We start from the raw sequence: 23,727 nt of genomic DNA, 5'->3' as shown, positions 1-23,727 counted from the left end.
AAAGCATTCGACGAGGAAACCATGACCCAGATCTTTGACAACCCCCGAGACTTCGTGGAGGAGGCAATGGACGGTCTGGTGGCAGCCAACCGCGGCTACGTGGCCAGGGTGGACGGCGGCGTGGTCCGCTCCACCGAGGTGCCCGCCGGGCAGGTGGCCGTGGTGGTGGGCGGCGGTTCGGGCCACTACCCGGCCTTCGCCGGCCTGGTGGGGCCGGGCCTCGCCGCAGGCGCGGTGTGCGGCAACATCTTCACATCGCCGTCTGCCGGGCAGGCGTACCGGGTGGCCAAGGCGGCCAACACCGGCGGCGGCGTGCTGTTCAGCTACGGCAATTACGCCGGAGACGTGATCCACTTCGGCCAGGCACAGCAGCGGCTCAACGCAGAGGGCATCGAGGCCCGCACCGTCCTGGTCACGGATGACATCGCCAGCGCCCCGCTGGACCAGATCGACAAGCGCCGCGGCATTGCCGGAGACCTGACCGTCTTCAAGATCGCCGGCGCCGCAGCTGAAGCGGGACTGGACCTGGACGCCGTCGAACGGCTTGCCGTGCTGGCCAACTACCGCACGCGCACTTTGGGCGTGGCGTTCGACGGCTGCACCCTGCCGGGCGCTGCCGAACCGCTGTTCCACGTGCCCGCCGGCGGGATGTCGCTCGGGCTGGGCATCCACGGCGAACCGGGAATCTCGGACCATCCCATGCCCACCGCGTCCGAACTGGCCGAACTGCTCGTTTCCGGCCTGCTCCAGGACAAACCCGATGATGCCGGGAGCCGTGTGGTGGTAATCCTCAACGGGCTCGGCCGGGTGAAGTACGAGGAACTGTTCCTGCTGTTCGGCAAGATCGACAAGCTCCTCACCGCCGCCGGCCTGACCATCGTGGAACCCGAATGCGGGGAGCTGGTCACCAGCCTGGACATGTCCGGCCTGTCCCTCACGCTCCTGTGGCTGGACGAAGAGCTGGAACGATACTGGTCTGCCCCGGCCGACACCCCCGGATTCCGCAAGGGCAGCAGGGGGCCGCAAACCCGGCGGGAACTTGCCGTTGCCGAAGAACCTGCGGCTGCCGAAGCGGAAGAGACGACGGCGGCAGCGGCTGACGCGGGCCGGCTGGCAGCCGCCGTGCTCGCCCAGGTGCGGGACGCCGTCGTCCGCCACGAAGCGGAGCTGGGCAGGCTGGACGCCATAGCCGGCGATGGCGACCACGGCATTGGCATGCGGCGCGGTGCGGAGGCGGCAGCGGCGGCGGCCCGGGACGCCTCGGCCGGCGGCGCTTCCGTGCAGCGGGTGCTCACCGCGGCGGGCGAGGCCTGGAGCGAACGCGCCGGAGGGACCTCCGGTGCGCTCTGGGGATCCGCGCTGGCGGCCGCCGGGCGGGCCTTTGGCAACAAGAACTCTTACTGCGGTGAGGATGCGGCGGCCGCAGTGAACGCCTTCGTGGATGCCGTCACCACCCTGGGCAAGGCTGATGTGGGCGACAAGACGATGGTGGACGCGCTGGTTCCCTTCCGGGATGCCTTCCTGGCCGCGTCCGGCGACGGCGCACCGGTGAGCGGGGCGCTGGCTTCCGCGGTGACCGCCGCCCGGCAGGCGGCCGACGCCACCGCATCCCTGCGCCCGCTCAAGGGGAGGGCGCGCCCGCTGGCCGAAAAGAGCCTGGGCCATCCTGATCCCGGAGCGGTGTCCTTTGCCCTGATCGCCACACTGGTTTCCCATCACCTCGACGCTTCACCGCCCCTGCAGTATCCCAGGGCGGCTGCCCTGATAGCCGGAAATGGACTCCAGGCATGAGTGCGGGCGCAGCAGGATGGCGGATCGTCATCGGAAACGACGAGGCCGGCGTCGAATACAAGGAAGCGCTGAAGGCTCTGCTGGAGGCCGACAGCCGCGTCGCCTCCGTCGTGGATGTGGGCGTCAGCGCCGGTGACACCACTGCCTACCCGCACGTCGCCGTCGACGCTGCACGCAAAGTTGCGGAGGGCGAAGCTGACCGCGCCCTCCTGATCTGCGGCACAGGGCTCGGCGTGGCAATTGCGGCCAACAAGGTTCCCGGAATCCGTGCGGTCACCGCCCATGACGGCTATTCCGTGGAGCGCTCGGTCCTGAGCAACAACGCCCAGGTCCTCACCATGGGCCAGCGCGTCATCGGCCTGGAACTGGCAAAGAAACTGGTGGGCGAATGGCTCGGTTACCGGTTCGACGAAAACTCAGCCTCCGCCGCGAAGGTGGACGCCATCTGCTCCTACGAACCCGAATCCACGAAAGCAGTCTGACAATGACCGAAACAACACACTATCCAGCAACTGAAGCAGCCGGGAGCGGCGCCCGGAAGATCGCGATCGTCGGCTCAGGCTACATGGGTGGCGGGATCGCGCAGGTCCTGGCGCTGGGCGGGGCGCGCGTGGCTCTTTCTGACGTGTCGGCCGAGGTTGCCCAGGGTAATTATGACCGGCTGCTGGTGGAGTCTGACCAGTTCGTGGCCGACGGCCTGTTTCCCGCCGGAGCCACCGAAATCCTGAAACAAAACCTCTGGGCCGCCAAGGACATCGAGGAAGCCGTCGCGGACGCGGATTTCATAGAGGAAGCTGTCCCCGAAGTCATCGCCATCAAGCACCAGACACTGGCCCGCATCAGCGCTGCCGCCAGGCCGGATGCCATCATCGGCTCCAACACCTCCACCATCTCCATCGCCGAACTGGCGGTGCCGGTTGCCAACCCGGAACGGTTCCTCGGGGTGCATTTCTCGAACCCGTCACCGTTCATCCCGGGCGTGGAGATCATTCCGCACGCCGGCACGACCGCCGCCACTGTCGGCGCTGTCCGCGAACTGGTCCATGCCGCGGGCAAGCAGACCGCCGTGGTCAAGGACGTCACCGGTTTTGTGCTCAACCGCCTGCAGTACGCGCTGTTACATGAAGCCGCACAGCTGGTGGAGCAGGGCATCGCGACGGCCGACGACGTGGACACCCTGGTCCGCACCACCTTCGGCTTCCGGCTGCCGATCTTCGGACCGTTCGCCATCGCGGACATGGCCGGGCTGGACGTGTACGACTTCTGCTACAAGTCCCTGCAGAAGGAATTTCCGGAGCGCTTTGCCACCCCGAAGATCCTCAGTGACCTGGTGGACGCCGGAAAGCTCGGCACTAAGACTGGCGCGGGCTTCCTCAATGTCCCGGCCGAGCGGATTCCCGAGCTGATCGCCTACCGGAACAAAGCGTATGTGGCCATGCAGAAACTGCTCGACGATCTTGGCCCTGCCCCCATCGGGTAATGATGCGGGCGGCAGGTTCCGGGGCTCTGGACAACTCCGCCGGGGCGTAGCACGATCTGAGGTGTGACCACCAGCCCCCTCTCTGACGCCCGCCTCCGCGAGCTTAAGGATCTCCGCCGCGTCAAGGACCGGATCGACAGGGAGTACGCGCAGCCGCTGGACGTCGAATCCCTGGCCCGCGGCGTGCACATGTCCGCCGGGCACCTGAGCCGCCGCTTCAAGGCCGCGTACCAGGAATCCCCCTACAGCTACCTCATGACCCGGCGCATCGAGCGGGCCATGGCGCTGCTTCGCCGCGGTGACCTCTCAGTCACGGAGGTGTGCTTCGCCGTCGGCTGCTCCTCGCTGGGAACCTTCAGCACCCGTTTCGCGGAACTGGTGGGCATGCCGCCCAGTGTCTACAAACAGGAAGCGGAAATGTCGACGGCGGGCATCCCCGCCTGCGTGGCCAAACAGGTCACCAGACCGGTCAGGAATCGAGAAGCGCCCGCGCAGGAGCCGCAACTAGCATGACTGCCATGAACAAGATCAGCATTGCCTCAACCTTCCTTCCACACACCGATCCGGACGCCTCCCTGGCGTTCTACCGCGACGCCCTGGGCTTCGAGGTCCGCAACGATGTTGGCCGCGGCACTATGCGCTGGATCACGGTGGGCCCCGCCGGCCAGCCGGACGTCTCGATCGTCCTGCACCCGCCTGCCGTGGATCCCGGCATCACCGACGACGAACGCCGCACCATCGCCGAAATGATGGCCAAGGGCACCTACGCCACCGTCATCATGTCCGCCCCGGACGTGGACGCGGCGTTCGCCTCCGTAGAAGCCACTGGGGCGGACGTTGTCCAGGAACCCGTCGACCAGCCCTACGGAATCCGCGACTGCGCCTTCCGCGACCCGGCCGGCAACACCGTCCGCATCAACCAGCAGCCCTGAGCTGGGAGGATATGAACCAGCGGCACGAGGGGGAGGCTGCGGGCGCGGCCCTCCCCCACGCAGGACATATCGCAGCCCGAGAGATGGAGACCCGATGAGCACGGACACCAGTACCGCCACCACCACCGATCCCAACGGGCTGCACGTCGCCGACACCCACGACCTGATCCGGGTGCAGGGGGCGCGGGAAAACAACCTCAAGGACGTCAGCGTCGAGCTGCCCAAGCGCCGGCTGACGGTGTTCACGGGCGTATCCGGCTCGGGCAAGAGTTCCCTGGTGTTCGCCACCATCGCCGCAGAGTCGCAGCGCATGATCAACGAAACCTACAGTGCGTTCGTGCAGGGCTTTATGCCCTCGCTGGCCCGGCCCGAGGTGGACTTCCTGGAAGGACTCACCACCGCGATCATCGTGGACCAGGAGCGGATGGGGGCCAACCCGCGTTCCACCGTGGGCACTGCGACAGATGCGAACGCGATGCTGCGCATCCTCTTCAGCCGGCTCGGCTCACCGTATGTGGGACCGCCCACGGCGTTCTCCTTCAACGTGCCCACCCGCAAGGCCAGCGGCGTGATGTCCACCGAGAAGAGCGGCGGCCGGGTGGAGAAAGCCGTGGTCCAGCAGGCCGTCTACCTCGGCGGCATGTGCCCGAGCTGCGAGGGTATGGGCGCAGTCAGCGACATTGACCGCACGGCGCTGTACGACGACGAAAAGTCCCTGGCCGAGGGAGCGCTGCTGGTTCCGGGCTACTCGATGGACGGCTGGTACGGGCGCCTGTTCGAAGGCATGGGCCTGCCGATGGACAAGCCCATTTCCAAGTTCACCAAGAAGCAGCTGGAGACCATGCTGTACGCCGAGCCCACCAAGATCAAGGTGGAGGGCGTCAACCTGACCTTCGAGGGGATCATCCCCAAGATCCAGAAGTCCATGCTGTCCAAGGATCCCGAGGCGATGCAGCCGCATGTACGCCGGTTCGTGGAACGGGCCGTGACGTTCCAGACCTGCCCCGAGTGTGAGGGAACGCGGCTGACGCAGCAGGCGCTGGCCTCCAGGATCAACGGCAAAAACATCGCCGAGCTGTGCCAGATGCAGATCAGCGACCTCGCAGAGTGGATCCGCGGCCTCAAGGACCCCTCCGTGGCTCCCCTGCTCAAGGGCCTGCAGCACCTGCTTGACTCCTTTTCCGACATTGGCCTGGGCTACCTCAGCCTGGACCGCCCGGCCGGCACGCTCTCCGGGGGCGAGGCCCAGCGCACCAAGATGATCCGGCACCTCGGCTCCTCCCTCACCGACGTCACGTATGTCTTTGACGAGCCCACCATCGGCCTGCACCCGCACGACATCGAACGCATGAACCAGCTGCTGCTGCAGCTGCGGGACAAGGGCAACACCGTGCTGGTGGTGGAGCACAAGCCGGAAACCATCGCGATTGCGGACCACGTTGTTGACCTCGGGCCGGGTGCCGGCACCACGGGCGGCACTGTCTGTTACGAGGGTACGGTGGAGGGCCTGCGGTCCAGCGACACCATCACGGGACGCCACCTCGGGGACCGCGCGTCGCTGAAGGAAGCGGTCCGCAAGGCGTCCGGAGCGCTTGAGGTGCGCGGGGCGTCAACGCACAACCTGCAGGCGGTCGACGTCGACATCCCCCTGGGCGTGCTGACGGTAGTAACGGGTGTGGCCGGCTCGGGCAAGAGTTCGCTGATCCACGGTTCGGTGGCCAAGCGCGAGGGCGTGGTGGTGATTGACCAGGGCGCCATCAAGGGCTCCCGGCGCAGCAACCCGGCCACGTACACGGGCATGCTGGAGCCCATCCGGAAGGCCTTCGCGAAGGCCAACGGGGTGAAGCCGGCGCTGTTCAGCTCGAACTCCGAGGGCGCCTGCCCCACCTGCAACGGCGCAGGCGTCATCTTCACCGAGCTGGGCGTGATGGCCACGGTGGAGTCGCCCTGTGAGGACTGCGAGGGCCGCCGCTTCCAGGCATCGGTGCTGGAATACACCCTCGGCGGGAAGAACATCGCCGACGTCCTGGCCATGTCTGTAACGGAGGCCGCCGCCTTCTTCGCCGAAGGCGAGGCCAAAACGCCGGCGGCGCACACCGTCCTTGACCGGCTCGCGGACGTGGGCCTGGGCTACCTCAGCCTCGGCCAGCCGCTCACCACGCTGTCCGGCGGCGAGCGCCAGCGGCTCAAGCTCGCCACCCAGATGGCCGAAAAGGGCGATGTGTACGTCCTGGACGAGCCCACCACCGGCCTGCACCTTGCCGACGTGGAGAACCTGCTGGGCCTGCTGGACCGGCTGGTTGATTCCGGCAAGTCCGTGATCGTCATCGAGCACCACCAAGCGGTGATGGCGCACGCTGACTGGCTCATCGACCTGGGGCCGGGAGCAGGGCACGACGGCGGGCGGATCGTTTTCGAGGGCACGCCGGCTGAGCTGGTGACTGACGCCGCAACGCTCACCGGCAAGCACCTTGCTGCGTATATCGGTGCTTGAGCATGGCCATCAAACTGGAAAACGTCGGCATCGCGGTTCGCGATCTTGAGGCAGCCATTGCCTTTTTCACCGATCTCGGTCTAACGGTTATCGGCCGTGACACCGTGAGCGGAGAGTGGACCGATACTGCCGTGGGGCTTGATGGCAACCACGCCAGGATTGCGATGCTCCAGACCCCGGACGGTCACGGCCAGCTGGAGCTCTTCGAATACATTCACCCCCAAGCAATCGAGTCACATCCGACCCGCCCCAACGACATCGGCATGCACCGCGTGGCCTTCTCAGTGGATGACATCGACAAGGCCCTTGCGATAGCAGCCAAACACGGGTGCCATCCCCTGCGCGGCGTGGCGACCTATGGCGACGTCTACAAACTGACGTACCTCCGCGGCCCCAGCGGCATCCTCGTGATGCTCGCCGAAAAACTGCAGAAAGACTGAGGCCGGAACCGCCGGTCAGGAAATCGCGGGATCGACAAGCCACCCCAGCGCCTCATCCCGGGACGTGAAGAAGCGTGTGGGACAAGGCAGGTTCTGCCGTTCAATGGTGAAGTTGGCAATGATGCGGTCCACCGGACTTGAGCCAAGCAAGGCAATGCGCGACGCTGCGCAGGGGATCTGGAAGGCGGACTTGGCCTGGCGGGTCACTGCTTTGGTCACTCCCATGTCCACCAGCATGGGGTATGCGGACCCTTCGGAAATTTCATTGACCCTTGCCATGGCGGCGTGCACGTCATCGCTTTCGAGAACGATCCCGGGTTGCCAGACGAGGTGGATAATTCCGTCGGATCCGAGTTTGACGGTGCCCTTGCCGCCGTCGACAGTGATTGGTTCCATTTTCCGCTCCCCCAAATAGTCTCGATCAGCGTGACTGACGGTTACATCAAACTACGCTGGCGGTATGGCCGAACGCTACCGGTACGACGTCGAAATCCTCCACCTGCTGGTGTCACCCGGGCATGCCTACTTCGGACGGGCCAAGGACGGCCCTGCGGACGTGCCGACGCTTGACGCCGGCACGGCTGAAGTGGTGGCGGGCAAAGGGATTGTGGGCGACCGGTTTTTCGGCAAGGCCGCGCACATGGACGCTGCAGTGACCCTGTTCGCCGTCGAGGCCCTTGAGGCCATGGCCGCGGAACTTGAGGCCGGGCCGTTTGATCCCCTGGCCACCCGGCGGAACGTGATCCTGCGCGGTGCCCACATGGCTCCCCTGCTGGGCCAGGACTTCGCGCTCGAATCCGGGGAGTCCCTGGTGGAGTTCCATGGCGGACGTCCCGCGCACCCGTGTGCCTGGATGAATGAGGTGCTCGCGCCGGGAGCCCATGCTGCGATGCGGGGCAGGGGCGGCATCCGCTGCCGCGCACTCTCCAGCGGCAGCCTGCACCGCGGTCCGGCGGTACTGGTGAGCCCTGTTCCGCTGGATCCCGGGCAGGCCGGGGTGCCGTCGGTGCTGCGGCCCAGCCGGCTGCCGTAGCTAATCCAACTGCACGCGCTAGTCCAACTCCACGCCCCGGAGCAGCAGTAGCGTCCCGCCCACCACCGCGGCTGAAGCAAGGAAAACACCCCCTGCACCAAGTCCTGCCGCAACCACGCCGATGGCACTCGGCAGTACCACCTGGCCCACCCGGTTCCCGGCGAGCCTGAGAGCCAGCGCCCGTCCGCGCTGCCCCGCGGGGGCCTGCGCCGAAAGCCAGGACATGGTCAGCGGCTGGCCGATGCCGAGGCCCAGCCCGAGAACGGCCATCACAACAAACAGCAGCCAGGCCGGCATCGGAATTGCCGCGACAGCCAAGGCGACGGTGGACAGTGCGAGGCTCAACACCAGCAGCCTCATGCGGCCCAGCTTCCGGGACACCCGCCCCAGCAGGATCCGGGAAACCATCGAAAACACCGCCCGGACAGTGAGCATGGCGCCCACTGTTGCAGCAGTGAGCCCGCGTTCGGATCCGAGCGCCGGGAGGTACACCATGGTCAGGTCCACCACGGCAAGCACGGTGGCGCTGGTGGCCAATGCGCGGGCGACGCCAGGGGTCCTGAGCAGCGAGAGTGCGTTGCCGGTGTTGCCACCACCTGCAACTGCCTTCCTCTTCGCGCCGCTGACATGTGCTGCCACACCAAACGTGGCCACGAAGAGTGCCAGGCTCATGCACGTCGACAGGAAGAAGATCGCCTGCGTGTCGGGGCGGATGGAGGCGCCTCCCACGAGCGAAATCGCCAGGGGTCCGAGGGCCTGGCCCAGGGAGGCGGCGAAAGTCAGGTATCCGAAGGCTGCGTCCATGCGGGTTGGGGCAGCGTTGTTGGCCACCACGGCCTGCTGCCCAACGACGCATGCGAGTTGACCGGCACCCAGCAGGGCGGTTCCGATGACCAGGGTGACGATTGACGAGCCCCACAGCAGCAGGAAAGCAGAGCAGGCAAGAACGACGGCGGACCCAATGGCCATCAGCCGGCGCTCACCCAGGCGGTCCACCAGGCCGCCGGTGGGGACCGCGAGCAGCAAAGGAAAAACAGCATAGCTGGCTGCCAGAAGGCCCAGGGCAAACCCGGGAACGTCCAGTTCAAGCGCACGGTAGGTTGCCGCGGGCCGGACCAGGAAGGTCACGGCCTGGATCAGCGCGGAATGGACCAGGAGGGAAGTTGTTGTGCGGCGTCCCAGTTCGCCGATCATGAGATGCCCAGGCCGCTGCCCGAGATGGCACGCACGGCGGCATCACGGGCGCCCATGACGTGCTCGAAAGCTATTTTCGCAGCGTTGTCCGGATCGCCCGCGGCCACCGCGTCCACCAGGGCCCGGTGTTGGGCCAGGGCCTGGTCACGCCGTTCCTGCGTGCTGTTGGTGAAGTGCCGGTACCGCTCCATGTGGTTGGATACCTGGTCGTGGAAACGGCGGGCCCAGGAATTTCCGGCAATCTCCGCGAGCCTGCTGTGCAGTGCCATGCCCTGCCGCATTGCGTCATCGGCAAATTCCACCACTGCGGCGTTACGTGCAAGGATGCCTCGGAGAGCTTCGATGTCCGAAGGCGTGGCCTTGATGCAGGCGTTCCGTGCCATCAGCGATTCCATGGCTGCCCGGACCTCGTATAACTCTGAAATGACTGCCTCGTCCAGGCTGGGCACCAGGACACCCCCGGTGGGCTGCTGCTCCAGGAGGTTTTCTGATATGAGCCGCCTGATGGCCTCACGCAGCGGTGTACGGCTCACTCTCAGCGATGCCGCCATTGCAGGCTCAAAAATGCGCGCCCCGGGCTTCAGCTCAAGGCTGAGGATCTGCCGCTTCAGTTCAGCGTAAACAAAATGTGCGCCGGTGTTCCGTGCCGGTAAATCAGTCATGTTCGACCTCCACAATTAATCATACTTGTATAGATGTATACAAGTATGATTCTTGGCTGAGCCAGACCGATAGGGTGTAGGCATGCGTGTTTTTGTCACCGGCTCTGCTGCTGGTTTGGGACAAGCGACGGCGCGGACCCTTATGGAGAGCGGGCACGATGTTGTTGTCCATGCCCGGAGCACTGCCCGGCTGGATGCCGTCCAGGAGCTGATGGACGGCGGGGCCGCAGCCGTGGTGGGCGACCTGGCGGACACTGAACAGACACGCGACGTCGCCCGGCAAGTCAACGCGATCGGCCGCATGGACGCCGTCATCCACAACGCGGGAGTCCTGCACAGCCCGGACATCTTCATGGTGAATGTGGTGGCCCCGTATCTCCTCACCGCGCTCATTAAACGCCCGCACCGGCTGGTCTACCTCAGCAGCGGGATGCATCGCGGCGGCCACGCCCATCCCAGCAGGCTCGAAGCGGACACGGGGAAGGTGACCTACTCGGACAGCAAGCTCTTCCTTACTGCCCTGGCGGCCGCCGTCGCCCGTCTATGGCCGGACGTCCTCAGCAACGCCGTCGATCCCGGCTGGGTGCCCACCCGGATGGGCGGTGCAGGGGCACCTGACGACCTGCGGCTAGGCCACCTGACGCAGGAGTGGCTCGCCACGAGCGATGACCCGGCGGCGCTCACCAGCGGTGGCTACTGGTTCCACCAGAACCGGGAGAATCCCCACCACGCAGCCCGCGACGAGCGGTTCCAGAACGCGCTCCTGGACCACCTGGCCGGTATCACCGGCGAGCGCCTCACCTGACGGGGCTACGTCACAGCAGCGCGGTGGCGTTCGCGGGTGATCCGGTCCCGCCGGTGATGTTCAGCGGTTTGATGGTGATGAAGGCGTCCCACTGGTTGATGCCACGCATATGGCGCGCGAGGGGCCCGAGCCGCCACAGCTCGCCCAGCGGCATGCCCAGCTTGGCGAGCAGCTGCTGGTGCAGCATGCCGTGATCGTTCGGGGCGGAGTCGCGGTAAGGGCTGGAAGCCAATGCGGGCAGGCATTCGAAGGCGAAGTTGTCCGCCGCGAGGAGCGCGAGCCGGTGGTCCCATGCCCAGGCGACGAAGTCCCCGGACTGTGCAACGCCGGTGGCCCGCCTGCTCTCCCGCAACCGCTGTTTGTTCTCCGGGGCCAGGCCCAGGAACCACTCGCACCAGCCGGTGTGCAGCATCAGGATGTCGCCCTGCCGGAGGGTCACGGACTGCGCGTCCGCTGCAGCCTGGATCAGCTCCAGGCCCAGGGGCTCACCTGCGGCATGGTCGATCGGAGCACCCTGCCCGGCGCGGTACCCCGCGAGGTCGACAAGGACTCCCCGGCCGACGATCGGGTTGTCCGCCCATTCCTGGATGCCAAGATCCGGCGTGCCCTCCCGGACAAGCTCATCCGGCGTGCCGTTGTAGAAGCCGACGTCGTCTGCCCGGCGGTGCCGCAGCCCGTCGATCTGGCTGGATCCCTGCAGATAGTACCCGTCGAGGAAGTCGTCGCGGTGGGCCGGGTGCGAGGAGTAGATGGTGTGCCGGGGAGCACCGCGCTTGAGCGACATGCCGGGGTCGAACGCGTCGGCCGGATAGTCCAGGCCAAAGGCCGTGCCGGTGCGGATACAGCTTTTCGCCTCCAATACAGCCCTGGACTCAATGAACGACGGCGTCCCGCGGGTTGCGTCCGGAAAGAGGCCCCAGGAGGTACCGGCCAAAGCGCCCTCCCGCGTCAGCAGCTCGGCGAACGTCGGGTAGGTTCCGTCCCCGGAGCTCACCGTGCCCCTGCTTCCTGCGGCTGCTCCTGGTTCTGGCGGCGTTTGTAGCTGAGCAGGAATCCGGCGATGGCGCAGAGGGAGGCGGCGATGCACATGGGCGCCTTGATGGTTTCATTGAGCAGTTTGAGCCAGTCGCCCTGGCCGGCCACCAGGGCGATGGCCTGCCCGGCCACGAACAGAACGCCGCCGGCGAGGAGCGTTGCGAGGGTGAGGACGAAGAGGACTTCGACGGCCCTTCGGATGGTGTGCATGATGACTTCCTTTAGATCGGCAGGACGCCGAGGATGATCAGGACGCCGATGCCGAGCAGCGGCAGGGCATAGTGGGTGAGCAGCCGGAGGAATGTCTTGATCGGATCCACATCTGCGATGCCGCACGCCACATAGAGCGGGGCACCACCGGGCGGAACTGCCGCCTCGCAGGAGGAGAAGACCAGGACGGCCACCGCGGCCGTGGTTGCCGGGACTCCGGCTGCCACCAGGGCCGCGACGCCGACCGTTCCCACAGCAGCCATGGTGGCAGTGGCGGACAGGGGCGCGGCGACGGCGATAACAATCAGCCCGATCAGGATGGCCAGGATCCATACCGGCAGATTCATCCCGTTCAGCAGCTCCGTCATTTGCTTCGGCAGCCCGGTGGCGGCCAGGGCGTTGGCTCCGGCGAAGGCGAACACCACGGTGACGCCCACGATCCCGAACCGCGGGGCCGAGTTCTGCAGCAACGCCCACCACGCGCGCCCGTTCGTGGGGAGTTTCTTCCGGCCCAGCAGGAAGCCGGTGATAATCAGGACCACGGGGATCCAGACGATGACGCTGACGGATTTGGAGACGTCTCCACCGGTCCAGTCCGAGAGACCCTTGGCGATGGCCCCGGACGTGATTACCAGCGGAATGGCCACCACAACGAACAGCAGCAGGGTGGCCCAGCCACGGCCGAACGCATCCCGGACGGGCAGCCGGTGGGCCGCATCAAGCGGAGCCATTCCGCTCTTGCGGATCAGCAGCCAGGTCACGATCAGCCGGTGCAGGAAGCACCACAGGCCCCCGAACAGCAAGGGCAGCACCAGGGCGTTGATGTCCAGCAGGGGACCCACGGTGGCGGACCCCACCAGCACGAACATCGATGCGCTGAACGGAAAGGTGATTCCCATGCCCGCATTACCGGCCACCAGGGTGGCCGCCGAGGGCTTGTCCAACCGCGACTTTTCCATCCAGGGAATCGTTACCGATCCCACCGTGGCGGCGATGGCTGCCTGGTTGTGGACCACCCCGCCCAGACCGGCCGAGGCCACAGTGGACACCCAGGCGGGGCCGCCCTTGACCCCGCCGATCAGTGAGTTGAGCAGGTCGATCAGCCGGTCCAGCACACCCGTTTTGTCCAGCAGGTAGCCCATAAACACAAAGGCCATGGTGGCGTAGACGATCTCATCGGTCACGGCCGAGTAGAGCGCATCCCAGCCGACCGCCGCCGCCGCTGCCCCGGTGAACGGAAGCACGGCCAGGAAGCCGAGGATCATGGCTTCCCCCACACTGCGCTTGAGCACAGTGGTCCACAACAGGATGACGGCAAGGTAGGCGCCGAGTGCCCAGATGCCGATCATGCTGCTGCTCCTGACGACGGGACGCCGGTTAGTTGGTGAGTCACGTAATACCCGTTCTTGATTCTGCCGGATGCAGCTCTCAGCGCAAGGCAGGCTCAGTTGGCCGGGCTATGCGGGAAAGGGCGGCAGCGGACGCGCTGGTCATCTCGGCGGGAACTCCAAGATCGGCGAGGTAGCTGGCCGTGTCCTGCATTTCCTTGGAGCGCCGGACGGCGTGTTTGGCCGTGCCGGTGAGGAACCTGTCGATAACGGCCTGGCCGTCGCCGGCGAGCTGGCTGGCGATCTGCGCTCGGATCCATTCCTCGAGTCCGGCGGCCCGGCCGGCGGTTACGGCCTCCACCACTACGGAGGCCAGGCCTTTCATCAGGACGCTGCGAAGGAGCTTATGGGCCATGGCCGCGCCGGGTTCTCCCGCCGCAATTTCTACGTCGACCCCCAGCGGACCAAGCAGGTCAGCCACCGCCTGGGCTCCGGGCCCACTCACCATCAGGGGCGTCTTCTCGCCCAACGCGGACACTGGTCCAAGGATGGCGACGTCGGCAAAGTCGGCTTTCCCGGGCAGTTGCCCCAATTCCTGCATCACTCCTGGCGAGGACGAGGTGAAGTCGGCGTAGCAGCTTCCTGCTTCCAGAACCGGGAGGCACTCCAGTGCGACGCTGCGCGCAGCCGCCGCCCCTGTCATCACGAGGACGATGTCCGCTCCGGTGGAGGCTTCCGCCGCCGTTGCTGCGCGGGTGACGCCGGCAGGAGTGGACTGTGCCACCGGGTCAAACCCAGTGACCTTGTGGCCGGCGGCTGTCAGTGCCGCGGCGTAAGTGGCGCCGGCTTCGCCGAGGCCGATAACTGTTACCGCTGTCATTGTTCTCTCTGTCTTTCTTGCGTTAGCCGCGGGCTGCGACGATGGCTTGCCTGCGGTTGGTTTCGTCAGCGAACACTGCTTCCGCAGCTTCGGCGACGGCGGCTGCCTGGTCGCGGGGAATCACCACAACTCCGTCGGAGTCGCCGATGATCACGTCGCCGGGCAGGACCGGGACGCCGCCGAAGGCAAGCGGCGTCCCCAGCCGGAAGGGCCCGTTCTTGTAAGGACCCGCAGGGGAAGTAGCCCTGGCGAAGACTGGCATCCCGATCTCACCCAATGCTTCGGCGTCGCGCGCTGCTCCATCCAGGGCAAAGCCCGCGATGCCAAGGTTGATGGCCCGCTCACCGATGAGTTCGCCGAGCAGCGCGCGGGACTCGTCCCCGCCGCCGGCCACCACAATGACGTCTCCGGGCCGGGCAAGTTCCAGGGCCTTGTGGATGCCCTGGTTGTCACCCGGGCGGGTCCACACGGTGAACGCCGGTCCGGCGAGCCGGGCACCCGGCCAGACGGCCTGGATCGCGGAGTCTGCTACGCCGAGCCGGTCCACAGCGTCGCCGATGTTGGCGGCGGGAAGCTTGGCGAGACGCTCTACGACATCCCTGTCGGGGCGGGGAAAGTCGGCGTCGATGGTGTCAATGGCTGGGATTGTCATAATGGATTCTTCCGTCGGGTGCGTGCCGGTTAGTTGGTCTTTTGGACCAGCGGGAGGACCTTCTTGAAGTCCTCTTCCTGTCCGGCCCAAAACTGCTTGTAGTCTTCACCGGAGAGGTAGCTGGTCTGCAGGCCGAGGGCGTTCATCTTTTCCTTGACCGTGGGGTCCTCGATGGCCTTCTGGATCGCAGCCTCGAGCTTCTTGGCAACGCCTTCGGGCAGGCCGGCGGGAGCTGAGTAGCCGCGGGCCGTGCCGGCTTCAACGTCGTAACCTGATTCCTTGAACGTGGGCACATCGGGCAACGACGGGGACCGCTCAGACGTCATAACGCCAAGGACGCGGGCCTTGCCCTGCTTGGTCAGATCGGTGACGTCGCTGACGTTGGCCACCAGGATGTCCACGTGCTTGCCGAGGAATGCGGTGGTGGCCTGCGATGCGCCTTCCGAGAAGTGGACCGGCGCGAACTCAGCCTCGGTGGCTTCCTGGATCTGGGCCAGGGCGAAGTGTTCGCCGGTCTGGAGGCCTGTGGTGCTGGCAGTCATGGACTTGGGGTTTGCTTTGGCGGCGTCCAGGAGTTCCTTCAGCGTCTGGTAGGGGCTGTCCGGCTGGACTGCGATGACGGCGGGGTCGATGACCTGCCGGCCCAGGGGCTGGAAGCTGTCGCGGGTGTACTTCGCGCCGCGGGCGGGGTCCAGGGGCGAAACAACCACGGACGGTGAGCCGGTAGCGCCGATGGTGTAGCCGTCGGGCTTGGCACTGGTCAGCTGCGTGTAACCGATCTGGCCGCCGGCGCCGGGCTTGTTGATGACCTCGACATTGGTGCCGAGTTCCTTCTCGAGGATCGGCTGGATGAGCCTGGCCGCGGTGTCCACGGCGCCGCCGGAGGAGAAGGCGACGACGAGGTCGATGGACTTGCCCTTCTTCGGGAAGTCGTCGCCGGCGGTTTTTGTGGCCCCGGCGTTGGCGCCGCAGCCGGTCAGTGCGATCAGGGTTGCTGCCGCGAGGGCGGCGGCGAGGCGGGAACGGGTTTTCATGGTTCTTCTCCTTTGAAGGGGGTGTTCGGGGGTAGGTGGGCGTTTTAGGTTTCGGGGTCTTCGTTCAGTGCCTTGGGCTTGCGCAGCTTGAGCAGCGGGCTGAAGACGATCAGCAGGCCTAGGCCGATCAGGACGGCAGAGATCGGGCGGCTGGTGAAGATGCTGAAGTCGCCCTGGGAGATTTCGAGGGACTCGCGCAGCGAACGTTCCATCAGCGGGCCGAGCACCAGGGTAAGCACCATGGGTGCCAGCGGGATTTCCAGGTGCCGCAGGGCGAGACCCAGGAGGCCGAACCCGATCATCACGAACACGTCAAAGACACTGAAATTGATGGTGTAAGCCCCGATGACCATAAAGAGCAGGATCAGGGCCGTCAGGATCGACGACGGTACGCGGAGGATGGAGGTCCACAGGCCCACCAACGGGACGTTGAGCAGCAGGAGGAGGAGGTTGCCGATGAAGAGGCTGGCGATGATGGCCCAGGCGATCTCGGAGTGCTCGGTGAACAGGGTCGGGCCAGGGGTGAGGCCCTGCTGGAGGAAGGCGCCCATTAGGACGGCAATGGTGGGTGATGCCGGGATGCCGAGCGTGAACAGCGGGATCAATGCAGCATTCGCATGGGCGTTGTTAGCTGTTTCCGGACCGGCCACACCTTCGATGGCACCCTTGCCAAGCTCACTGCGGAAGCGCGAGAACTTCTTTTCCGCGCCGTACGCCAGCAGGGAAGACACCGATCCGGTCATGCCGGGGATCAGTCCCAGGCCGAAGCCGATTCCGGTGCCGCGGGCCATGGCCGGGGCACTGCGGCGCCATTCCTTGCCGGTGGGAAGCAGCGAGCGGAAGTTGGGAGCGTGCACCGCAGCCGGCTGGTCGCCTTTGCGGTAGGAGAGGAGCTCGGAGAGACCGAAGACACCGACAATCACGGCGACAAAGCTGACGCCGTCAAGCAGCCGGTCCATGCCGAACGTGAACCGCGGTGCACCGGCGACCGGGTCGATTCCAACCATGGCGATGAGGAGGCCCAAAGCGCCGGAGATAACGGCCTTGACCATGGATTTGCCGGCCAGGGCGACGAGGAGGCAGATGCCCACCACCATCAGCGCGAAGAATTCCGGTGGCCCGACGAGAAGGCCCAGCTCCCCGAGGGGTTTCGCGGCGGCCACCAGGCCGAGGGTGGCTATGGTGCCGCCCACGAAGGATCCGACGGCGGCGATGGTCAAGGCTGCTCCGGCCTTGCCGATCTTGGTCATGGCGTAGCCGTCAATGGTGGTGATGGCGGAGGCGGCCTCACCGGGGGTATTCAAGAGGACGCTGGTGATGGTTCCCCCGTAGGCGGTGCCGTAGAAGATGGCACACAGCATGATGATCGCGCCGGTGGCGTCCAGGTTGAGCGTGAGGGGAATGAGCAGGGCGACGCCGGCCACGGGCCCGATACCGGGGAGCACTCCGATGATGGTGCCGAGGAGGCAGCCCAGGAAGGCAAAGAGCAGGTTCTGCCAGGTCATGGCGGATGCGAAGCCGCCCATAAGTTCGTTGAAGATATCCACGTCTAGAGTCCGATCGTGTTCAGCAGGGGGAAAACCGACACGGGCAGTGACACGTTCAGGCCGTAGTTGAAGGCATAAAACGCGCCCACGCTGCCGGCAAGGGCCGTGATCAGCGACGAGGGCCAGCGCCTGCCCCCGCGCAGCTTCAGGTGGTACATCAGGAACAGGAACATGCTCAGCTGGAAACCGATCAGGTCCATCACGGCTGCGAGGATGACCAGGCTGATGGTCACGGCGATCACCAGTCCGCGGTCGACGCCCTCGGTTGCCTCGCTGGGGCGGCGCAGTTCCTGGATGAGCCAGACAGCGGCCATGGCTACGAGAACTGCACCCATGGCGAAGGGGAACAGGCCGGGCCCCGGCCCCAGGGAAGTCCAGAGGCCCAGGTCGATTGAGGTGACCAGGACGTAGGCGCCGACGGCGGCGAAAGCGCCGATACCCACCAGCACCGGGGGAGCCACTCGTGCGGCGTTCCCGGGTTTCGTCATGACTGACTCCGTTGTCATCGGTTCCTTCTTACTGTGCGTCGATTCATTTCACAGAATGAAACTGTATTGCGTACTGAGAAATAGTGACAGCAGACACACTCGCTGTCAAGCGCAAGGAACTTACATACAATGAAAGAATGACGACGACGACCTCCCCACAGGCGGGCAACTCACCTGAGGACGCCCCGAAGGCATCGAATATGCGCTCCCTGTCCCGCGCCATGGAGGTGTTCGCGGAGCTCCAACGCGCGGAGCGGCCACAGCGGCTGAGCGACCTCGCCAGGACTTGCGGCATGAGCTTGCCCACAACCCTGAGAATCCTGCGGGTACTTCAGGACTTCGGCATGGTCAGCCAGACGGACAAGTCGTACAGGATCGGGCCGGCCGTGCTGCCGGCGGCAAAAAGCTTTCTGGAAAACGATCCATTAGCGGTGGCGGGACGTCCCGTTCTGCAGCAACTGGCCGCTCAGACCGGAATGTCCGTATCCCTCCATACCCGGCTGGGCAACGAGCGAATCCTGGTGGCACGCGTACAAGGGGAGGCGCCCATGCAGTACGACCTGCCCCTGGGTAAACGCCTGCCACTGACCCGCGGCGCTGCGGGGAAGATCCTGATTGCGGAGGCCTCCGACGCCGAACTCAAACAGGTCGCGGCGGCCGCTATAGCCGCCGGCCATGAGGAAAAAGGATTCACAATCGAGGAGCTGCGGTCTCGGCTGCCCGGGCCTGGCGTGGACTATGCGTACTCCGCGAACGAGCGCGTTATCGGCGTGCTCTCCGTTGGGGTTGCCTTGAGCAACAGGGCGGGCCGCGCCAATGAGGCCATAGCACTGAACTGCCCGGCGGAGGCGACAACTGAAGAGAAGATTAAGGCGAATGTCCCGGAGCTGCGGCGTGCAGCAAGCAGGCTCTCTGAGCTTCTCGAGGGCTCCGTCTACTAAAAGCACCACCCCCAGCTAGCGCTGCCCCCGAACCGGACCCGCGCACGTCCGAGGCTCGCCTATCGGCTGGCTAAAACGGCGGTGGCTCTGGCTGCTGGAGCGGATACAGGACTTTTCCGAGGTCCGCTGCTTCGGTGGTGTATTGCCGGCCCAGCGGTGAACGCCACTCAAGGTCCCCGGAGGGGGAAGAGTGTCTGTAACTCCACGCGCCGATGGACTTCAGCGCGTGGTGCCTGCGGCAGAGCATTGCCAGGTTGCAGGGGTCGGTAGTCCCGCCGTCCTGCCATTCGATGGTGTGGTCGGGCTCGCAGGCGCTGGCCCGGCGGGTGCATCCCGGGAACCGACAGGTCCCGTCGCGGCACTGCAGGAACTGGCGCAGCGCCTTCGGCGGACGATATGCCCGGCGCCCCACGCCCAAGGCCTGCCCGGTGGTATTTTCCGTGAAGAGCAGGTACCAGGTAGGGGCCAGGGCCGCCAAACGCCTGCCCGTTGCAGCATCAAGGGGGCCATAACCTTCGAGTTCAGCCGTTCCAAGCTCATGTTCAGCGGGTACGGCACCGCCTCCGGAACCCGGGCTGCCGCCCATTACCCGTTCGACCGGAATAGTCACCACGATCTCAGGGCGGAACACCCCGGATTCCACCCCGTCAGGGCCACCCAAGAAGCGGTAGGCCAGCGCCTCGGCGCGAAACTCGGACAGCGTGGGCGCATCTGCAGGAGTACCGGCTTCAGGTGCAGGGCCGGGTTCAGCAGCCGCGCCGTGCCCGGGAAGGTCCCTGAGCTCCTGGAGCTCCGCGGCCCGCGCACTGGCCAGCCGTGCATCACGATCGAGTCCGCTATAGATTGCCAAGCCGACCTCCGCGGTGAGGAACGCCGAGAGCGTACACATTCCGTCCGGCTCGGCCCTGAACCACACGCCGCGCTCACGCTGGGCCGCCTCCTTGCGGGCCGCGAGGCTTTCAGGGTGAAGCTGTTCACGCAACCGCCGCAGACAGGCGCGCAATTCAGCGGGAGTGCGCCTGCGGCCGTGCCGGGTCCGCGTGCGCCGCAGCGCAATCGATGCAAACCTTTCAGCCTGCCCGTCAGGGAGGGAGCGGGCTTGTTCGACAATGATCCGGGCATGCACATCGGAAATTTCGCCGGCCTCCAAGGCTTCAACGACCTCCCAAAAGGACGTGGTCAGCTCCGCCGCATCATTGAGCAAGCGCGCAGCCGTGCCCTCCGAGAGGGCACAGGCAGTCGACACTTCGGTGACGGCAAGCGCATGGGCCTCGTCCCCGCCAAACCGTACCGGCTGGCTCTCCTGCCGCACGGGGGCTTCTTCCGCAACAGCTTCCTCAACCCGCGCAAGCGCGCCCTGCTTTATGCCCGTAGCCCACGCGATAAGCCTGTCAGCCGACTGGACCACGCGGATCGCACCATCGGCGGTCAGGAAGGCGGGAGCCGGAAAGCTCACCGTCCCGGCCAGGAGGGAATCCTCCCGGTCCGTGAACTCGACAGCCGGAACCCACGCCTCGTCGCCAATGACGAACGGCTGAACATCCATGCTGCACCTCCTTCGCGGAACCCTTGCCGACCCTCTTCTTCGGGACACTTTCAGACTAGGAGTAGGGTCTGACATTTACGCCGCCAGCCGATCCGCGCAGCATCCCCGGCAGCGAGTCGATCCTCACCGCCGCCGTGAGGAGTCTGCCGCCTCGACCGGAATTATCTGGGCTGCCGGTGCTTTTTCAGTCAGTGCGTAGTGGAAGACCCGTCCGTCCAGGGTTTCCAGGCCGCCGCGCGGTTCAACCCTGAACCATTCATGGCCGGCCACGGCCTGCGCCCACGCGTCCGCTTCCTCCCAGTACACCTCACCGGACCGGCGGTCCGGGTGAAGGTGCATCGCGACGGAAATCATCAAGGGGGCTTCCTCAAAGTTGGCGCGCTGGGCAAAACAGACCACGTCCACGCTGACCCCGTGGTTGACGCATGAAGGTTTGCGGGCCAGGGCAGTGGCGGCGCCCTCCACCCCGCCTTCGCGCATCTCCTGCCACGCCAGGGAGTACATCTGCCGGCGGAGCAGGGAAAGCTCATCCGAGCAGGTCGCCTGGATCCTGCGGGTGAGTAGGCCGATCATGCTGTCACGTTCCTGCCGGGGTCAACCGCACCCGGTCCCGCGTGCGGGATTTGGCCGCCGTCATGCGACCTTCTCCAGCCGGTTGGCGCGTGACTCGACTCCTTCGAAGTAGCTGCCCTTGAAGAAGAGGAGCGGTTCGGCTCCTTCCCGCGCCCCCAGGGCGCGGACAGCACCCACCACAATGGTGTGGTCGCCGCCGTCGTACTCTTTATGCAGCTCGCAGTCCACCCAGGCGAGCGCCTGGTCCAGCACCGGGTTGCCCAAGGGTGACAGCGAGTAATCGACGCCGGCAAACTTGTCGGTGCCCGACCGGGCGAACTGGGCGGCCAGATGCTGGTGTTCCGCAGGCAGGATGTTCACGGTGAACCGGCCCGCATTGCGCAGCTGGGGCCAGGTGCTGGAGCTGCGTGCCGGACTGAAGGTGACCAGGGCCGGGTCCAGCGAGAGGGAAGAGAAAGACTGGCACGTGAAGCCCGCCGGGCCGTTGTCCGTGGCCGCGGTGATGACGGTCAGCCCGGAGGCAAAGTGGCCCAGGACGTGGCGCAGCCGCTGCGGGGTGAGATCAAAGTGTTCCGTCATGTTCTTTTCCTTTCGAGGCCGGTAATCCCAACCAACCACCCGTCAGCGTCCTGTTCAATCGGGGGTGAAACGCACTGACGCCGTAGGCAATACGGGGTCACAGCCCGAAGCATGGAGTAACGAAAGAGGCCCTTGACCAGCGCCGATGGCACCGCCCGGGATATCGGGGAACACAAAGCGCAACCTCGGGAAACAGGGCTCAACCGCCTTTGGGCTGCCTTTTCCTGGGACCGTAGTGTGGGCCAATGACTTTTATTGTGCGCCGGGCACGCTCCGACGAATACGGGGACATCGGGCAACTGACGCTGGCTGGATTCGGCCACCTCGAACCGGGCGGATCGCTGCCGGACGGGGAACGCCTTGCACTGCTGCTGGACGCCGAGGGCCGCGACCAGCAGGGAGTATTGCTGGTGGCCGAGGGAACCGACGGCGCACTCCTGGGTACCGCCAGCATCTTCCCGCACACTGTCCCCTACGCCCGTCAGGCCCGCCAAGGTGAAGCGGAGCTGCGGCTGCTCGCCGTCCTTCCCGCTGCCCGGAAACAGGGGCTTGGTGCTGCGCTTCTCGCGGAAGGGGCGAATATTGCCACGGGGTGGGGTGCGGAACGCCTGGTTCTCGATACCGGGCAGAACAACCTGGGTTCGCAGCGGCTGTATCTTCGTTTCGGTTTCGAACACCGGCCTGAGCGGGACGTCCAGCGCGAACCGCCCAAGGTCCCGTTGTCCGTTTTCAGCCTCGATCTGCCGTACCGGCAGGAAACGCTTGGCACGAACGTGCAAAGGGCAGGCACCGAAAGCCGGGACAACGTCGTCGTCTGAAGACGCTCACGGGAACGGCTCAGAGGATACTGTGGGCCAATGGAGATGCGCCTTGAGGTTGTGCAGGTACCCGTATCCGATGTGGACCGGGCAAAGTCCTTCTATACAGAGAAGCTCGGCTTCGTGCTCGACCACGATGTGGAGCACGTTCCCGGAATGAGGGTGGTCCAGCTGACGCCGCCGGGTTCGGCCGCTTCCATCGTTATCGGCACCGGTATGACAGCCATGCAGCCGGGCAGCCTGGAGGGGCTGCAGCTGGTGGTGCCGGACATGGGCGCCACGCGCGACGAACTCCTCCGCCGGGGCGCGGACATCAGCGACGTCCAGGACATGGGTGGCGTGCTTTTTGCCCACTTCGCCGATCCGGACGGCAACCGCTGGGTCCTCCAAGGCGCCACACCGCCGGAGGTCAGGGATGCGCACCTCTAACGGTTGCGTGGCAGCCCGATCGCCCGGCTGATCACAGCGTCGAACTGGCGATCGCCGAGCAGGGCGCGCGCCGCAATCAGGGGTTTGGCGCCGAAGCCCATCGCGTAGCGGGTCTTGGGCTTCCCGGCGGTCACGGCCTTCCCGATCGCGTCCGCTACCACCGACGGCGGCGAGTTCCGGTTCCCCGTCGATTCCGCCCTCAACGTCCGGGCCACAGCCTCCGCCTGCCCTGCATAGGGTCCGTGCCCTGAAGTAGCCTCAAGGTTGTCCGCCGCGATACCGCCCCACTCGGTGGCGATGCCGCCGGGCTCAATAACCACCACATTGATGCCAAACGGCTTGACCTCAAGCCGGAGGCAGTCGCTGAGCGCCTCCAGGGCAAACTTCGTCCCGTGGTACCAGCCGCCCAGCGGGGTATGGATTTTCCCGCCCATCGAGGTGACGTTCACGATGGTGCCCGAACCTTGCCCGCGCATGTGCGGCAGGACCAGCTGCGCCAGCCGGATCGCGCCGATGACGTTGACTTCGAACTGCCGGCGGCCCTCGTCGATGGGGACATCCTCAACGGCGCCATACGAGCCGTAGCCGGCGTTGTTGACCAGGACGTCAATGCGGCCCGTATCGGCCATGATCTGCTCAATGCCGGCGCTCATCGACGCATCGTCGGTCACGTCCATGGCAAGCGGCCGGATGCCGTCGGCCGCCAGTCCCTGCAGGCGGTCCGTGCGCCGCGCCGCCCCGTACACGGTGAAGCCGAGGCCCTGCAGCTTCCGGACAGTGGCCTCCCCGATTCCCGAGGATGCTCCTGTAACAAGTGCCGTCTTGGTGGTCATGCT

27 protein-coding genes are annotated in these 23,727 nt (G+C 65.9%); 12 read left to right on the top strand and 15 right to left on the bottom strand.

Going from position 1 to position 23,727, the window contains the following annotated elements; translation table 11 throughout:
- Window positions 1-21: 21 nt before the first annotated feature.
- From dhaL to AC3A4Z_RS17605, 7 genes are all read left to right on the top strand, one after another.
- On the top strand, window positions 22-1,791 hold the full coding sequence (gene dhaL, locus AC3A4Z_RS17635) for a dihydroxyacetone kinase subunit DhaL (protein ID WP_498712920.1): 1,770 nt from the start codon (window positions 22-24) through the stop codon (window positions 1,789-1,791).
- Complete coding sequence (locus AC3A4Z_RS17630) at window positions 1,788-2,273, top strand: ribose-5-phosphate isomerase (protein ID WP_498712919.1); 486 nt, start codon at window positions 1,788-1,790, stop codon at window positions 2,271-2,273. Before dhaL ends, AC3A4Z_RS17630 begins: the two co-directional genes overlap by 4 nt.
- 2 nt (window positions 2,274-2,275) lie before the next feature.
- A complete protein-coding gene (locus AC3A4Z_RS17625; protein ID WP_498712918.1) occupies window positions 2,276-3,271 on the top strand; it encodes a 3-hydroxyacyl-CoA dehydrogenase family protein in 996 nt (331 codons plus the stop codon).
- Between the two features lie 63 nt (window positions 3,272-3,334).
- Window positions 3,335-3,784, top strand: coding sequence for a helix-turn-helix transcriptional regulator (locus tag AC3A4Z_RS17620; RefSeq protein WP_498712917.1), 450 nt, complete (start codon window positions 3,335-3,337; stop codon window positions 3,782-3,784).
- Window positions 3,781-4,203, top strand: coding sequence for a VOC family protein (locus AC3A4Z_RS17615; protein WP_498712916.1), 423 nt, complete (start codon window positions 3,781-3,783; stop codon window positions 4,201-4,203). Before AC3A4Z_RS17620 ends, AC3A4Z_RS17615 begins: the two co-directional genes overlap by 4 nt.
- A 94-nt stretch (window positions 4,204-4,297) precedes the next feature.
- On the top strand, window positions 4,298-6,697 hold the full coding sequence (locus tag AC3A4Z_RS17610; protein WP_498712915.1) for an ATP-binding cassette domain-containing protein: 2,400 nt from the start codon (window positions 4,298-4,300) through the stop codon (window positions 6,695-6,697).
- 2 nt (window positions 6,698-6,699) lie between these two features.
- Entirely contained in the window at window positions 6,700-7,137 is a 438-nt protein-coding gene (locus AC3A4Z_RS17605) for a VOC family protein (protein ID WP_498712914.1), read from the top strand.
- A gap of 15 nt (window positions 7,138-7,152) precedes the next feature.
- On the opposite strand, the gene AC3A4Z_RS17600 is transcribed toward AC3A4Z_RS17605, so the two are convergent.
- The gene (locus AC3A4Z_RS17600; protein WP_498712913.1) at window positions 7,153-7,533 is read right to left on the bottom strand and encodes a DUF7793 family protein; all 381 of its coding nucleotides are present in this window, start codon (window positions 7,531-7,533) and stop codon (window positions 7,153-7,155) included.
- 64 nt (window positions 7,534-7,597) lie between these two features.
- On the opposite strand from AC3A4Z_RS17600, the gene AC3A4Z_RS17595 reads away from it, so the two are divergent.
- Window positions 7,598-8,170 carry an MOSC domain-containing protein gene (locus tag AC3A4Z_RS17595; RefSeq protein ID WP_498712912.1) on the top strand — a complete coding sequence of 191 codons (573 nt, stop codon included), beginning with the start codon at window positions 7,598-7,600 and terminating at the stop codon, window positions 8,168-8,170.
- An 18-nt stretch (window positions 8,171-8,188) separates the two neighbouring features.
- Here AC3A4Z_RS17595 and AC3A4Z_RS17590 read toward each other — a convergent pair whose 3' ends face one another.
- Window positions 8,189-9,364, bottom strand: coding sequence for an MFS transporter (locus AC3A4Z_RS17590; RefSeq protein WP_498712911.1), 1,176 nt, complete (start codon window positions 9,362-9,364; stop codon window positions 8,189-8,191).
- The gene (locus AC3A4Z_RS17585; protein ID WP_498712910.1) at window positions 9,361-10,026 is read right to left on the bottom strand and encodes a GntR family transcriptional regulator; all 666 of its coding nucleotides are present in this window, start codon (window positions 10,024-10,026) and stop codon (window positions 9,361-9,363) included. Before AC3A4Z_RS17585 ends, AC3A4Z_RS17590 begins: the two co-directional genes overlap by 4 nt.
- A gap of 82 nt (window positions 10,027-10,108) precedes the next feature.
- Here AC3A4Z_RS17585 and AC3A4Z_RS17580 point away from each other — a divergent pair, with 82 nt between their 5' ends.
- Window positions 10,109-10,831, top strand: coding sequence for an SDR family NAD(P)-dependent oxidoreductase (locus AC3A4Z_RS17580; protein ID WP_498712909.1), 723 nt, complete (start codon window positions 10,109-10,111; stop codon window positions 10,829-10,831).
- A gap of 10 nt (window positions 10,832-10,841) precedes the next feature.
- Here AC3A4Z_RS17580 and AC3A4Z_RS17575 read toward each other — a convergent pair whose 3' ends face one another.
- The 8 genes from AC3A4Z_RS17575 to AC3A4Z_RS17540 form a co-directional block, all read right to left on the bottom strand.
- Window positions 10,842-11,825 carry a cyclase family protein gene (locus AC3A4Z_RS17575; protein ID WP_498712908.1) on the bottom strand — a complete coding sequence of 328 codons (984 nt, stop codon included), beginning with the start codon at window positions 11,823-11,825 and terminating at the stop codon, window positions 10,842-10,844.
- Complete coding sequence (locus AC3A4Z_RS17570) at window positions 11,822-12,076, bottom strand: hypothetical protein (protein ID WP_498712907.1); 255 nt, start codon at window positions 12,074-12,076, stop codon at window positions 11,822-11,824. Before AC3A4Z_RS17570 ends, AC3A4Z_RS17575 begins: the two co-directional genes overlap by 4 nt.
- Window positions 12,077-12,087: 11 nt before the next feature.
- Window positions 12,088-13,425: a TRAP transporter large permease subunit gene (locus AC3A4Z_RS17565; protein WP_498712906.1), complete on the bottom strand. Its 1,338-nt coding sequence runs from the start codon at window positions 13,423-13,425 to the stop codon at window positions 12,088-12,090.
- A 79-nt stretch (window positions 13,426-13,504) separates the two neighbouring features.
- Complete coding sequence (locus AC3A4Z_RS17560) at window positions 13,505-14,284, bottom strand: NAD(P)-dependent oxidoreductase (RefSeq protein WP_498712905.1); 780 nt, start codon at window positions 14,282-14,284, stop codon at window positions 13,505-13,507.
- 22 nt (window positions 14,285-14,306) lie between these two features.
- The gene (locus tag AC3A4Z_RS17555; RefSeq protein ID WP_498712904.1) at window positions 14,307-14,936 is read right to left on the bottom strand and encodes an RraA family protein; all 630 of its coding nucleotides are present in this window, start codon (window positions 14,934-14,936) and stop codon (window positions 14,307-14,309) included.
- A 29-nt stretch (window positions 14,937-14,965) separates the two neighbouring features.
- The gene (locus AC3A4Z_RS17550) at window positions 14,966-15,970 is read right to left on the bottom strand and encodes a tripartite tricarboxylate transporter substrate binding protein (RefSeq protein ID WP_498712903.1); all 1,005 of its coding nucleotides are present in this window, start codon (window positions 15,968-15,970) and stop codon (window positions 14,966-14,968) included.
- A 44-nt stretch (window positions 15,971-16,014) separates the two neighbouring features.
- Complete coding sequence (locus tag AC3A4Z_RS17545) at window positions 16,015-17,517, bottom strand: tripartite tricarboxylate transporter permease (RefSeq protein WP_498712902.1); 1,503 nt, start codon at window positions 17,515-17,517, stop codon at window positions 16,015-16,017.
- Window positions 17,518-17,519: 2 nt separating this feature from the next.
- On the bottom strand, window positions 17,520-18,023 hold the full coding sequence (locus AC3A4Z_RS17540) for a tripartite tricarboxylate transporter TctB family protein (protein ID WP_498712901.1): 504 nt from the start codon (window positions 18,021-18,023) through the stop codon (window positions 17,520-17,522).
- Between the two features lie 119 nt (window positions 18,024-18,142).
- Here AC3A4Z_RS17540 and AC3A4Z_RS17535 point away from each other — a divergent pair, with 119 nt between their 5' ends.
- A complete protein-coding gene (locus AC3A4Z_RS17535; RefSeq protein ID WP_498712900.1) occupies window positions 18,143-18,946 on the top strand; it encodes an IclR family transcriptional regulator in 804 nt (267 codons plus the stop codon).
- 70 nt (window positions 18,947-19,016) lie between these two features.
- Here AC3A4Z_RS17535 and AC3A4Z_RS17530 read toward each other — a convergent pair whose 3' ends face one another.
- From AC3A4Z_RS17530 to AC3A4Z_RS17520, 3 genes are all read right to left on the bottom strand, one after another.
- The gene (locus tag AC3A4Z_RS17530; protein ID WP_498712899.1) at window positions 19,017-20,492 is read right to left on the bottom strand and encodes an HNH endonuclease; all 1,476 of its coding nucleotides are present in this window, start codon (window positions 20,490-20,492) and stop codon (window positions 19,017-19,019) included.
- A 123-nt stretch (window positions 20,493-20,615) separates the two neighbouring features.
- Window positions 20,616-21,065 (bottom strand): hypothetical protein, encoded by a 450-nt coding sequence (locus AC3A4Z_RS17525; protein ID WP_498712898.1) that lies wholly within the window; start codon window positions 21,063-21,065, stop codon window positions 20,616-20,618.
- Window positions 21,066-21,125: 60 nt separating this feature from the next.
- A complete protein-coding gene (locus AC3A4Z_RS17520; RefSeq protein WP_498712897.1) occupies window positions 21,126-21,644 on the bottom strand; it encodes a flavin reductase family protein in 519 nt (172 codons plus the stop codon).
- Between the two features lie 245 nt (window positions 21,645-21,889).
- On the opposite strand from AC3A4Z_RS17520, the gene AC3A4Z_RS17515 reads away from it, so the two are divergent.
- Entirely contained in the window at window positions 21,890-22,462 is a 573-nt protein-coding gene (locus tag AC3A4Z_RS17515; RefSeq protein ID WP_498712896.1) for a GNAT family N-acetyltransferase, read from the top strand.
- Between the two features lie 39 nt (window positions 22,463-22,501).
- On the top strand, window positions 22,502-22,891 hold the full coding sequence (locus AC3A4Z_RS17510; RefSeq protein WP_256247591.1) for a VOC family protein: 390 nt from the start codon (window positions 22,502-22,504) through the stop codon (window positions 22,889-22,891).
- Here the strand turns inward: AC3A4Z_RS17510 and AC3A4Z_RS17505 are convergent.
- Window positions 22,888-23,724: an oxidoreductase gene (locus AC3A4Z_RS17505; RefSeq protein WP_498712895.1), complete on the bottom strand. Its 837-nt coding sequence runs from the start codon at window positions 23,722-23,724 to the stop codon at window positions 22,888-22,890. The two genes, AC3A4Z_RS17510 and AC3A4Z_RS17505, sit on opposite strands and share 4 nt — an antisense overlap.
- Window positions 23,725-23,727: the final 3 nt, after the last annotated feature.

The sequence above is a fragment of the Arthrobacter sp. Soil_C_49 genome (genome assembly GCF_057656635.1).
Note: the sequence above shows the minus strand (reverse complement) of the source record. Positions and strands in the feature narration are given on the sequence as shown.